Source organism: Duganella alba (assembly GCF_009674495.1).
GTDB lineage: Bacteria > Pseudomonadota > Gammaproteobacteria > Burkholderiales > Burkholderiaceae_D > Rugamonas > Rugamonas alba.
In genome coordinates, this window is record NZ_WKJN01000001.1 from 66,626 (window position 1) to 78,946 (window position 12,321).

Annotated in this window: 8 protein-coding genes and 1 pseudogene; 8 read left to right on the plus strand and 1 reads right to left on the minus strand. The window is 64.4% G+C overall.

Annotated elements, in window-relative coordinates; all coding sequences use genetic code 11:
- The first annotated feature begins 73 nt into the window (after positions 1–73).
- The 3 genes from GJ695_RS00280 to GJ695_RS00290 all read left to right on the plus strand — a co-directional run bounded on the left by GJ695_RS00280 (position 74) and on the right by GJ695_RS00290 (position 3,431).
- On the plus strand, positions 74–1,324 hold the full coding sequence (locus GJ695_RS00280; protein WP_154361641.1) for an Hsp70 family protein: 1,251 nt from the start codon (positions 74–76) through the stop codon (positions 1,322–1,324).
- Positions 1,325–1,328: 4 nt separating this feature from the next.
- Positions 1,329–1,952, plus strand: coding sequence for a 3'-5' exonuclease (locus GJ695_RS00285; RefSeq protein WP_154361642.1), 624 nt, complete (start codon positions 1,329–1,331; stop codon positions 1,950–1,952).
- Positions 1,953–2,027: 75 nt separating this feature from the next.
- Positions 2,028–3,431 (plus strand): tetratricopeptide repeat protein, encoded by a 1,404-nt coding sequence (locus GJ695_RS00290; protein WP_166454977.1) that lies wholly within the window; start codon positions 2,028–2,030, stop codon positions 3,429–3,431.
- Positions 3,432–3,444: 13 nt separating this feature from the next.
- On the opposite strand, the pseudogene GJ695_RS00295 reads toward GJ695_RS00290, so the two are convergent.
- Positions 3,445–4,517, minus strand: a pseudogene (locus tag GJ695_RS00295) (EAL domain-containing protein); the annotation flags it as partial.
- Positions 4,518–4,737: 220 nt separating this feature from the next.
- Here GJ695_RS00295 and GJ695_RS00300 point away from each other — a divergent pair.
- From GJ695_RS00300 to GJ695_RS00320, 5 genes are all read left to right on the plus strand, one after another.
- Complete coding sequence (locus GJ695_RS00300; RefSeq protein WP_154361643.1) at positions 4,738–5,361, plus strand: methylamine utilization protein; 624 nt, start codon at positions 4,738–4,740, stop codon at positions 5,359–5,361.
- Positions 5,362–5,376: 15 nt separating this feature from the next.
- Positions 5,377–7,806, plus strand: coding sequence for a putative bifunctional diguanylate cyclase/phosphodiesterase (locus GJ695_RS00305; RefSeq protein WP_154361644.1), 2,430 nt, complete (start codon positions 5,377–5,379; stop codon positions 7,804–7,806).
- An 82-nt stretch (positions 7,807–7,888) separates the two neighbouring features.
- Positions 7,889–10,024, plus strand: coding sequence for a prolyl oligopeptidase family serine peptidase (locus GJ695_RS00310; protein WP_208023336.1), 2,136 nt, complete (start codon positions 7,889–7,891; stop codon positions 10,022–10,024).
- A gap of 321 nt (positions 10,025–10,345) precedes the next feature.
- Positions 10,346–10,960 (plus strand): PEP-CTERM sorting domain-containing protein, encoded by a 615-nt coding sequence (locus GJ695_RS29910; protein ID WP_371866459.1) that lies wholly within the window; start codon positions 10,346–10,348, stop codon positions 10,958–10,960.
- Between the two features lie 156 nt (positions 10,961–11,116).
- Positions 11,117–12,319, plus strand: a complete 1,203-nt coding sequence (locus GJ695_RS00320; RefSeq protein ID WP_154361645.1) for an ammonium transporter — start codon at positions 11,117–11,119, stop codon at positions 12,317–12,319.
- Positions 12,320–12,321: the final 2 nt, after the last annotated feature.

The following is a 12,321-nucleotide window of genomic DNA, read 5'->3' on the forward strand; positions in this document are numbered from 1 at the left end:
ATCCTGTTGGGAGGTTTTTTCTGATAGCATATCGCCCCTTTAGCTGAACTGATGTAACTGAGGAAAGGGCAAGATGGCCATAGCTTGCGGCGTCGATTTCGGCACCTCCAATTCCACCGTCGGCTGGGTGCGTCCCGGCCACCCGGTGATGCTGGGACTCGAGGATGGCAAGGTCACCCTGCCGTCCGTCGTCTTCTTTAATGCGGATGACGATGAAGTCACCTACGGGCGCGCTGCGCTGGCCGAATACCTGGCCGGCTACGAAGGGCGTTTGATGCGCTCCATGAAGAGCTTGCTCGGCACCAGCCTGATCGACGGCCAGACCGAGGTCGGCGGCCGCGCGCTGCCGTTCCGCATGCTGCTGGCGCAGTTCATCGGCGAGCTGAAGAAGCGCGCCGAGCGCTCGGCCGGCCGCGAATTCTCGTCGGCGGTGTTCGGCCGCCCGGTCCACTTCATCGACGACAGCCAGGACAACGACCAGCTGGCCGAAACCACGCTGGCCGAAGTGGCGCGCTCGGTGGGCTTCAAGGACATCGCCTTCCAGTTCGAGCCGATCGCGGCGGCGTTCGACTACGAGTCGCAGATCGACCGCGAGGAGCTGGTGCTGATCGCCGACATCGGCGGCGGTACGTCCGACTTTTCGCTGGTGCGCCTGTCGCCCGAACGCGCCAAAAAAGCCGAGCGGCGCGACGACATCCTGGCCAACGGCGGCGTCCACATCGGCGGCACCGATTTCGATAAATACCTGAGCCTGTCGTCCATCATGCCGCTGCTGGGCTACGGCAGCCGCCTGCGCAACAACAGCGAAGTGCCGTCGAGCTACTTCTTCAACCTGGCCACCTGGCATACCATCAACCAGGTCTACACCAAGAAGATGTGGACCCAGCTGTCCGACCTGATCCGCGATTCGGCCGAGCAGGAAAAACTGGGCCGCCTGCAGCGCCTGATCGACGAGCGCGCCGGCCACTGGCTGGCGATGAAGGCGGAAGAGGGCAAGATCGCCCTGTCCGACGCCGCCCAGGTGCAGCTGGAGCTGGACCGCCTGGCGCCGCCGGTGACGCTGGAGCTGAACCGCGACCAGTTCGACGGCGCCATCGACCACCTGGTCGGTTCGGTGGAGTCGACCGTGTTGAACCTGCTGCGCGACGCCGGTGTCAAACCGGAACACGTCGACACCGTGTTCTTCACCGGCGGTTCCAGCGGCGTGCGCAAGCTGCGCGAACGCATCGGCGCGCTGGTGCCGGCCGCGCGCAAGGTGGAAGGCGACTTGTTCGGCAGCATCGGCGCCGGCCTGGCGCTCGACGCCGTCAGAAAGTTCGGATAAGCCCATGCTCGACCAACCCATCGTCATGCTCGACTTCGAGACCACCGGCCTGTCGCCCGCGATGGGCGACCGCATCACCGAAGTGGCGGCGCTGCGCATCGTCGACGGCGTGGTGGTCGAGCGCTTTGTGTCGCTGATTAATTGCGGCGTGCGCATTCCATCCTTCATCACCGGCCTGACCGGCATCAGCCAGGCCATGGTGGACAACGCGCCGCCGGTGGCCGAAGTGGTGCCGCAACTGCTGGACTTCATCGGCAGCGATCCGCTGTCCGCCCACAACGCCAGCTTCGACGACAAGTTCCTGCGCGCCGAAGCCGAGCGGCTGGAGCTGACGCCGCGCTACCCCTCGCTGGTGTGCTCGCTGAAACTGTCGCGCCGCGTGTTCCCCGAGCTGGGCAGCTACAAGCTGGGCCATCTGTCGGGCGCGCTCGGCATCCGCTTCAACAGCGCGGCCCACCGGGCCGAGGCCGATGCCGAAGTGGCGGCCAAGCTGCTGGTGCACATTGGCGGCCATCTTCGTTCAACTTACGGCATCCGCCACGTCGACAGCGAACTGCTGGTGTCGGTCAACAAGCTGGCGGCCGCCAAGGTGCCGCAATTCCTGCAAAAGCGCGGCCAGCCCGTTTGAGCGTTGTCAAATCCCGTCCGGGACCGCGTTTTACACTTTGATCAACTGTGTTGTCATGTTGGTCAGAGGTGTATCGTGAAAAAACAGTGCACGGCCAAAGAAGGTCATGACGTCTACCTGTGGTTCCTCGACGCCGCCGAGCGTGGCAACGCCTATGCGCAGTTCAACCTCGGCCGCATGTACAAAAAAGGCGAGGGCGTGGTGCGCGACGAGGCGCAGGCGTTCCACTGGATGCGCCAGGCCGCCGCCCAGGGGCTGGCCTATGCCCAGAACCAGCTGGGCGCGATGTACTACTACGGCCGCGGCGTCGATAGCAACGACGACCTCGCCGCCCACTGGTTCCGCTGCGCCGCCCGCCAGGGCGAGGCGTCGGCCCAGCAAAATCTCGGCCTGATGTACAAGAAGGGGCGCGGCGTGCCGCAGAGCGAAGAGGTGGCGCTGGCGTGTTTTTGCCGCGCCGCCGAGCAGGGCCTGGCCAGCGCGCAGGCGCTGGTGGGCGAAGCCTACTGCAACGGCTATGGCGTGACGCGCAACTATCCGCTGGCCCTGGCCTGGTTCCGCAAGGCCGCCCTGCAAAACGACGCCAACGCCCAGTTGCAGCTGGGGCTGATGTACAAGCATGCGCGCGGCGTGCCGCGCAACGAGACGCAGGCAGTGGCCTGGTTCCGGCAGGCGGCGGCGCAGGGCGACGCGGTGGCCCAGCGGCTGGTCGGCGTGGCCTATGCCGAAGGGCTGGGCGTGTCGCGCGACGCCCGCCGCGGCTTCGCCTGGCTGCTGCGCGCGGCCGAGCAGGAGGACGGCGACGCCCAGTTCAACCTGGGCGTGATGCTGGCCAACGGCAAGGGCGTGGAACAGGACGACGAGCAGGCCTTCACCTGGTATCGCCGGGCGGCGCAGGCCGGCCACGCGCTGGCGCAGTACAACCTCGGCGGCCTGTACGCGCGCGGGCGCGGCGTCGAACGCGACGAGCGCAGGGCGCTGGAGTGGTATCGGCGCGCGGCCGAGCAGGGCACGCCGCATGCGCAGTTCAACGTCGCCGTCATGTACGCCAACGGCCACGGCGTGACGCGTGACGAGGCGCTGGCCGCGGTCTGGTATCGCAGCGCCGCCGAGCAGGGCGACGCCAGCGCGCAAAACAACCTGGGCGTGATGTACGCCAACGGCGTCGGCGTCGGGCGCGACGATGTGCAGGCGGTGGACTGGTACGCCAAGGCGGCCGAGCAGGGGCATGCGCTGGCGCAGTTCAACCTGGGCGGCATGTATGGCTGCGGACGCGGCGTCGAGCGCGATCCGGCGCGCGCCTTCATGTGGCTGACGCTGGCGGCGCAGGCGGGCGACGTGGCGGCTGTCAGCAACCGCCGCAAGATGGCGCTGGTGATGACGCCGCAGGCGATCGCGGCGGCGCAGGCGCTGGTGCGCCAGTGGCGCGACACCCACGCGCGCGCCTGCTACGTGCCGCACAACCGGGCGTCGGACTGATTCAGGCGCTGGTGATCCGCGCCGAGGGGGCCGCCATGTTCGCGGCGTGGATGTGCATCTCGGAGATCTCGCGCATCAGGTCGTGGCCGGTGCCCATGCCCAGGTAGCGCCCCTGTTCGGTGATGATGAAGCCGTTGAGCAGATGGTGCGCCTCGGCCTTGGCGATGCGGTGGCTCAGTTCCCGCAGGCTGGTGTTGCGGTCGGCCACCAGCGGCGTGCGGTCCATGAAGTGCGCGCATGCCTTCCTGCCGTACAGCTCGCGCTCGCCGGGGCGGGCGAAGCGTTCGGTCATGTTGCAGCGGTTGATCAGGCCCTGCGGCTGGCCGTGGTCCGCCACCGGGATGCTCATCAGCTGCGGGTCGCGCTGGAAGATCTCGTACACCTCGTCATTGCTCATGCTCGACGGCACCGCCGGCACTTCGCGCAGCAGCTTGTGGATGCTGACCGCATGCTGGTCGTGGCGGCGCGCCAGCGCCTGGACCACCTCGCCCGGCGCGGTGCGCAGCGGCGCCGGCTGCGGACGGCCCAGGTGGTAGCCCTGGCCGCAGGCGACGCCGATATCGCGCAGCGCCAGCAGCTCGGGCCGGGTCTCGATGCCTTCGGCGATCACCAGCGTGTTGGATTTCTCGGCGATCTCCTGGATCGAACGCACGAATTGCAGCTTCACCGGGTCGTGGTTGATGCCCTGGATGAAATGCATGTCGATCTTGACATATTCCGGCCGCAATTCCGACCACAGCCGCAGGCTGGAGAAGCCTTCGCCGAGGTCGTCGATAGCGATCTGAAAGCCCATCTGGCGGTAACGCAGCACCGCTTCGCGCATCTGGGCGTAGTCGCAGGTGGGCTGGCTTTCGGTCAGCTCGATGATCACCCGAGCGGGGTTGATGCCGATCTGGCGCACGACGTCCAGCGTCTCGCCGTGGCGCGCGTCGCGAACAGATTCAGCGGCGAATGCAACGCACTGTCGGACGGCCCGCGCACCAAACCTTCATAAGCGATGATTTCACCGCTGCGCATGTGTACAATCGGCTGGAACACCGCACTGAGCTGCCTGCGCGCCAGGATGTCGTACAAATGCCCGCGCAGCGCCGCTTCCTCCCCATCCTCGTTGCGAGGCGTCAGGTAGGTGATTGTGGCGCCGGCAGACGGCTGGAGTGCGGAATTCACGATGAATCGTTTGCCAAATATGGGTTTAACTGTACGATCATAGAAGCACTTTGTTACCGGGTGATGAATTTAGGAAACAAATTGTCCAGGACGCGCGCTACAATTACGGTCAGCCAGTCGTTAAAGAGAGCAGGTATTTATGCATTGTCGTTCCCTCGTTTTTAGCTTGAGTTTGCTTGCCGCGGCCAGCGCCGGCGCCAGCGGCATCGCAGTGCAGGTGCAGGACGCGGCTGGCAAGGTGCTGCCCGATACCGTGATCTACGTCGAACTTGAAGGCGGCGCCTCGCCGGCCGGCAAGCCGGCCACCGCGCAGATCGAGCAGAAGGGCCTGAAGTTCATGCCGCTGGTGACCGTGGTGCAGACTGGCGCCACCATCAACTTCCCCAACAACGACAAGGTGCGCCACCACATCTATTCGTTCTCGCCGGCGCACAAGTTCGACCAGAAACTGTATTCCGGCCAGGCGGCCTCGCCGCAGGTGTTCGACAAGGCCGGCACGGTTGTACTCGGTTGTAATATTCATGACAAAATGATCGCCTACGTGAAGGTGGTCGACACGCCGTATTTCGCCAAGACCGACGGTTCCGGCGCCGCCCGCATCGAACTGCCGGCGGCCGGCAAGTACGTGGTCAAGGCCTGGCACTACAACACCGTGGGCGGCGCCACGCCGGAGCAGACGCTGACGGTGAAGGCGGGCGACCTGGCGACGGCCGTCTTCAAACTGCCGATGAAACCCATCGCGGCCGACGACGCCGCGCTTTAAAGGACTGGCCTGAGCATGCGTTTTCGCTTCCGCTTCCGCAGCCTCGAAACCCGTATCGTCACGCTGTTCCTGGCGTTGATCGTGGCGGTCCAGGTGGTCGGCCTGCTGGTGATCCAGCGCGGCATCGACAACAACGCGCGGCTTGCCATCAGCAGCGAGCTGGCCAACGGCTCCAAGATTTTCCGCCGCCTGCTGGACCAGAATGCGCAGAATCTGCGCTTCGGCGCGCGCCTGCTGGCGCGCGATACGGCCTTTGTCGCCGCCATCGGCAACAACGATGAAAGCGACCGCGCCACCATCGAGTCGGCGCTGGCCAACAGCGGCCGCCGCATCAAGGCCTCGCTGACCATGCTGATCGGCGACGACCGCAAGATCAGCGTCTCGACCAATCCGGCGCAGGCGGCCGGGCTGGAGAAAATGTCGCTGTCGATGCTGGACGCGGCCGAGGCGGCCGACGGCGCCATCGGCATCGCCATCGTCGACCACCGGCCGTTCCAGATCGTCGCCATGCCGGTCAAGGCGCCGATCACCATCGGCTGGATCGTGATGACCTTCCCGATCGACCGCCAGCTGGCCAGCGACATGCGCGAAGTGAGCTCGCTGCATACCTCGGTGCTGACCCGCGACACGCAGGGCAAGTGGCTGTCGGCCGGCTCCACCTTTGTCGGCCCGTCGGCGCAGGAAGTGGTCGACCAGTTGCAGGCGCGCGGCGCCAAGGCGCCGGACGGCCCGTTCGACCTCACGGTGGAAACTTCGCAGTACAGTGCGCGCCTGATGTCGATCGGCGAGGACAACGGCCAGACCGCCAGCGTGCTGCTGGCGCGCTCCATCGACGAGGCCACCGCCGAATACCGCCGCCTGGAGCGCTGGCTGATCGGCCTGACGCTGGGCGGCATCTTCGCCTCGGCGCTGGCCATCGTGTTCACCGCCAAGCGCATCGCCCAGCCGATCAGCGAGCTGGCGGTCACCGCCCGGCGGCTGGAGCAGGGTGACTACAAGGTGTCGATCGACAGCCGGCGCGACGACGAAATCGGCCAGCTGGCGCACGCCTTCGACGCCATGCGCGAAGGGATCGCCAAGCGCGAGCAGGAAATCCGCCGCCTGGCATACTGGGACACGCTGACCAACCTGCCGAACCGCGCGCAGTTCGTGCTGCTGCTGAACGACGCGCTGCTCAACGCGCGCGGCCGCGAGGAGGCGCTGTTCGTGCTGATGATGGACCTGGACCGCTTCAAGCACGTCAACGACGTCATGGGCCACAGCTTCGGCGACGCGCTGCTGCGCCAGGTGGCGGGCCGCCTGCAGCTGCTGCTGGCGAACCGCCGCCAGTCGTCGGCGCAGGTGGCGCGCCTGGGCGGCGACGAATTCGCCGTGCTGCTGCCGGCCGCCGACATGGACGCGGCGCAGCAGATGGCCGCCGAAATTCTGCAGGCGCTGGAGACGCCGCTGTCGCTGGAAGACCAGATGGTCGACATCGGCGCGGGCCTCGGCATCGCCGGTTATCCGGCGCACGCCGACGACGGCGAGACCTTGTTGAGCATGGCCGAGGTGGCGATGTACGCCGCCAAGCAGCGCAACGACGGCGCCGTGGTGTACGACCCGGCGATGGACAAGTCCAGCGCCAAGAGCCTGTCGCTGCTGACGGAGCTGCGCAACGCCATCGAGCGCCACGAGTTCCGCCTGCACGTGCAGCCGAAGATTTCGCTCGACACCGGCAAGGTGGTGGGCATGGAGTCGCTGGTGCGCTGGGTGCATCCGGAGCGCGGCAATGTGTTCCCCGACGAGTTCATTCCCTTCGCCGAGCAGACCGGCTTTATCCGCATCCTGACGCGCTGGGTGATGGAAAAGTCGGCCGAGTTGTGCCGCGAGCTGGCCAGCAAGGGCCATCACCTGAAGGTGTCGGTCAACCTGTCCACGCGCGACCTGCTGGACCAGGACCTGCCGGCCAAATTCGCCGACCTGCTGGCGCGCCACAAGCTGACGCCGGGCTCGTTCTGCCTGGAGATCACCGAGAGCGCCATCATGGACGATCCGGTGCGCGCGCAGCACACGCTGGAGCGCCTGAGCGCCATGGGCCTCGACCTGTCGATCGACGATTTCGGCACCGGCTATTCGTCGCTGGCCTATTTGAAGCGCCTGCCGGTGGATGAACTGAAGATCGACAAATCCTTCGTGCTGAATATGGAAAAGGATGAAGGCGACACCAAGATCGTGCGCTCCACCATCGACCTTGGCCACAACATGGGCCTGCGCGTGGTGGCGGAGGGCATCGAGAGCGAAGCGGTGTGGCGCCTGCTGGCGGAACTGGGCTGCGACCAGGGCCAGGGCTACTTCATGAGCCGTCCGATTCCGGCCGACCAGATGATCGCGTGGCTGGAGAAATGGCGGCCGCCGGTATCGGTCGCGGCGCCGGCCGACGAGGCGGATGTCAGCTACGCCAAATAAAGGACTTTGCCGTTTTGCTAAGATGGCCGCTTCCAGTTATGATCTGTGTTCCTGATGAACCTTACTTGGATACGGATCACACATGCAACGAAAAGCACTTCTGGCTTCATTGATCATCTCCCAGGCCGCCATGGCGCAAACCTGTCCGGTCTCCGGCCCGGCCATCACCTACCCGGTGACGCGCACCGTGGACCAGCAGGACAATTACCACGGCACCGTCATCGCCGATCCGTATCGCTGGCTGGAAGACGCCAACAGCGCCGAGACCCGGGACTGGGTGGTGGCGCAGAACCAGCTGACCCAAAGCTATCTGGCGCAGATTCCGAACCGCGAGGCGATCAAGGCGCGCCTGACCAGACTGTGGAACTTCGAGCGCTTTACCGTGCCGTTCAAGGAAGGCGGCCGTTATTTCTACAGCCGTAACGACGGCCTGCAAAACCAGTCGGTGCTATACACCATGAAGACGCTGGCCGACGTCCCGCGTTTGCTGCTCGACCCGAACACGCTGGCCGCCGACGGCACCGTGGCGCTGGCCGGTCTGGCGGTCAGCCCGAATGGCAAATACCTGGCCTACAGCACGGCTGCTTCCGGCTCCGACTGGAACGAAATCAAGGTGCGCGACATCGACAGCGGCCAGGATGTCGAGGACCACATCAAGTGGGTCAAGTTCTCGCGCACCGCATGGCTGCACGACGGTTCCGGCTTCTTCTACAGCCGCTACGACGAGCCGAAGGAAGCCACCAAGCTGGCCGACGTGAACTACTTCCAGAAACTGTACTTCCACAAACTGGGCACGCCGCAAAGCGCGGACACGCTGGTGTACGAGCGTCCCGACCACAAGGACTGGGGCTTCGGCGCCGAGGTCACCGAGGACGGCCGCTTCCTGATCATCAGCGCCTCGCAAGGCACGGAGAACAAGAACCGCGTCTACTACAGGGACTTGAGCAGGAAGGATGCGCCGGTGGTCGGCCTGCTGGAGGACTTCGACGCCGCCTACGATTTCATCGGCAACGACGGCGCCGTGTTCCTGTTCCGCACCGAGCGCAATGCGCCGCGCGGCCGCATCGTCAGCATCGACACCCGCAAACCGGGTGTGCTGAACTGGAAGCAGATCGTTCCCGAAGGCGGCAACACCATGGTGTCGGCATCGGTGGTCAACAACCAGCTGCTAGTGGACTACCTGAGCGACGCCCATAGCCTGGTCAAGGTCTACGACCTGAAAGGCAAGGCGCTGCACGACATCGAACTGCCGGGCCTCGGCACGGCCGGCGGCTTTGGCGGCAAGCGCGCGGACACCGAGACCTTCTACTCGTACACCAGCTTCACCACGCCGAGCACCATTTACCGCTACGACCTGAAGGCCAACAAGAGCAGCGTGTACCGCGAGCCGAAAGTGGACTTCGATCCGGCCGCGTTTGAAACCCGCCAGGAGTTCTTCACCTCGCGCGACGGCACCAAGGTGCCGATGTTCATTGTCTCGAAAAAAGGGCTGAAGCTGGACGGCGGCAATCCGACCTACCTGTATGGCTACGGCGGCTTCAATATCTCCCTGACGCCGAGCTTTTCGGTGGCCAACCTGGCGTGGCTGGAAATGGGCGGCGTCTACGTGATGGCCAACCTGCGCGGCGGCGGCGAGTACGGCGAATCGTGGCATGCGGCCGGCACCAAGCTGCAAAAGCAGAACGTGTTCGACGATTTCATCGGCGCGGCCGAATGGCTGGTGGCGCACAAGGTGACGTCGCCGGCCAAGCTGTCGATCGGCGGCGGCAGCAACGGCGGCCTGCTGGTGGGCGCGGCGATGACGCAGCGTCCCGACCTGTTCGCGGCGGCGATTCCACAGGTGGGGGTGATGGACATGCTGCGCTTCCACAAATTCACCATCGGCTGGGCGTGGACCTCGGACTATGGTTCGTCCGACAACGCGGACGAATTCAAGGCGCTGGTCAAATATTCGCCGCTGCATAACCTGAAGAAGGGCACCTGCTACCCGGCCACCATGATCACCACCGCCGACCATGACGACCGCGTGGTGCCGGCCCACAGCTTCAAGTTTGCCGCCACCGCGCAGGCCGATCAGGCGCCCGGCGGCGCGCCGATTCTGATCCGCATCGAGAGCAAAGCGGGCCACGGCGCCGGCAAGCCAACCACCAAGCAGATCGAGGAAGTGGCGGACCGCTGGGGCTTCCTGAGCCGCGCCTTGCACATGGACGGCCAGTAGTTTGAATTGTTACATGGGAAACAGGAGTATCGTCTCGCAGCACTACAATTACTGGGCGAAAACAAGAGTTTCCGAAAACATTTTCATTCTATAAGCTGTTGAAAGTAAATGATTTAAATAGATTTCCTGTTGTGTACATTTGAGGCTTCAAGTAAATCACAAATTTAAAGAAATTGGCATACTGCCATCTCTCTTTTAATTGATAGAGTGTACATGACCGTGAAACTATCTTATCTGCTGGTGGGGGCACTGGCAGCGGTTGGCGCGATGGCGTCAGCCCATGCAAATGTGGTGGAAGTGGAAGGTGCTCACGTTAAGTTTGTGTACAACACGGACTTCTGGGGTGCCGGCACGGCGGTGGTGAGCGGTGATTCCATCACCTTTGCCGTCGATCCGGCGTTCAGCCTGTCGCGGACGGTGGCGGCGGGTGGTGCGGCGGCGGCGTATGCCAGAAGCTCCGATTCGGCGCTGACGGTGATCGCCAAATCCGGCTACGGGGTCGATTTCGGCGTGGCGACGACCTACACGGGCAACTTTCAGGTTGCCAATGGCGCCGGCGGCAATAGCGTCGGCGTGCTGGGCAACGGCGTGCTGAGTGGCGGCAGCTACGCCAACGGCGTATTCACCGGTGAAGGCAGCAAGGCCTCGTATGGCGGCGGGATATCGCTGTACGATGGCGCCTCCGGCAGTATCGGCCAGGGCGACACCCTGCCGGCGAACGGCTCTTACGAGGCGTTGCAGGCAAGCCTGCGCCTGTCTACCTCGCTGTCGGTCGGCAGCAGCGGCACCAGCTCTGTGGCGTTGACCTCGTTTGGCTATGCCTTCCAGGCGACGCCGGTGGCTGCGGTGCCTGAACCGGCAAGCTATGGCATGCTGCTGGGAGGTCTTGGTCTGTTGGGCATGGTGGCGCGCCGTCGCAGGGGTGCACCAAAATAACGCCTTGTTTTAGTGCGCACCGGGTCGGTGCGCATATTTGCACCATTTGAAAATCCATTGAAATCAGTCACTTAAAATTTGCACCAAATTGGAACGGTTATTGCTTCTAGCATGAAACCTTTTTAATTTATGCATTGTTTTGGGGAGTGATTGTTGATGGATGCACATAAAGACGGCGCTAACGCATTATTCATATTGCTAGGCGCCATCATGATTCTGGCCATGCACGCCGGCTTCGCTTTTCTGGAGCTGGGCACGGTGCGCAAGAAAAACCAGGTCAACGCGCTGGTGAAAATCCTGGTCGATTTTGCTGTATCGACCATCGCGTATTTCTTCGTCGGCTACAGCATCGCCTACGGCATCAATTTCTTCTCCTCGGCCGAGGTGCTGGCCGCCAAGAACGGCTACGAGCTGGTCAAATTCTTCTTCCTGCTGACGTTTGCGGCCGCCATTCCGGCGATTATTTCGGGCGGCATCGCCGAACGCGCGCGCTTTCATCCGCAGACCATCGCCACCGCCTTGCTGGTCGGGCTGGTCTACCCATTCTTTGAAGGCATCGCCTGGAACAACCGCTTTGGCGTGCAGGACTGGCTGGCGCAGACTTTTGGCGCGGCGTTTCATGACTTCGCCGGTTCGGTGGTGGTGCACGCGGTGGGCGGTTGGATCGCGCTGCCGGCGGTGCTGCTGCTGGGTGCGCGCCGTGGACGCTATATGAAAAACGGCGCCATCGCCGCCCATCCGCCGTCGTCGATTCCTTTCTTGGCGCTGGGCGCGTGGATACTGACGGTCGGCTGGTTCGGCTTCAATGTCATGAGCGCGCAGTCGCTGGACAAGATGAACGGCCTGGTGGCGGTCAATTCGCTGATGGCCATGGTCGGCGGCACGCTGGTCGCACTCATGATGGGCAAGAACGATCCCGGCTTCGCCTACAACGGCCCGCTGGCCGGCCTGGTGGCGGTGTGCGCCGGTTCGGACCTGATGCATCCGCTGGGCGCGCTGATCACCGGCGGCATCGCCGGCGCGGTGTTCGTCTGGATGTTCACGCTGGCGCAGAACAAGTGGAAGATCGACGACGTGCTGGGGGTGTGGCCGCTGCACGGCCTGTGCGGCGCCTGGGGCGGTATCGCGGCCGGCATCTTCGGCCATAAAGAGTTGGGGGGAATGGGCGGCGTGTCGCTGCTGTCGCAGCTGGCCGGTACGGTGATGGGGGTGGCGGTGGCGCTGATCGGCGGCTACGCGGTGTACGGCCTGCTGAAGGCCACGCTGGGCCTGCGCCTCGATCCGGAGGAGGAGTTCCAGGGCGCCGACCTGTCGATCCACCGCATCAGCTCCACGCCGGAGCGTGAAGCCAACTGGTAATG

What these genes read in the sequence shown, in the direction of transcription:
- GJ695_RS00280 (WP_154361641.1), top strand. Translation starts at nt 74, where the DNA reads ATGGCCATAGCTTGCGGCGTCGATTTCGGCACCTCCAATTCCACCGTC.
- GJ695_RS00285 (WP_154361642.1), top strand. Translation starts at nt 1,329, where the DNA reads ATGCTCGACCAACCCATCGTCATGCTCGACTTCGAGACCACCGGCCTG.
- GJ695_RS00300 (WP_154361643.1), top strand. Translation starts at nt 4,738, where the DNA reads ATGCATTGTCGTTCCCTCGTTTTTAGCTTGAGTTTGCTTGCCGCGGCC.
- GJ695_RS00305 (WP_154361644.1), top strand. Translation starts at nt 5,377, where the DNA reads ATGCGTTTTCGCTTCCGCTTCCGCAGCCTCGAAACCCGTATCGTCACG.
- GJ695_RS00310 (WP_208023336.1), top strand. Translation starts at nt 7,889, where the DNA reads ATGCAACGAAAAGCACTTCTGGCTTCATTGATCATCTCCCAGGCCGCC.
- GJ695_RS00320 (WP_154361645.1), top strand. Translation starts at nt 11,117, where the DNA reads ATGGATGCACATAAAGACGGCGCTAACGCATTATTCATATTGCTAGGC.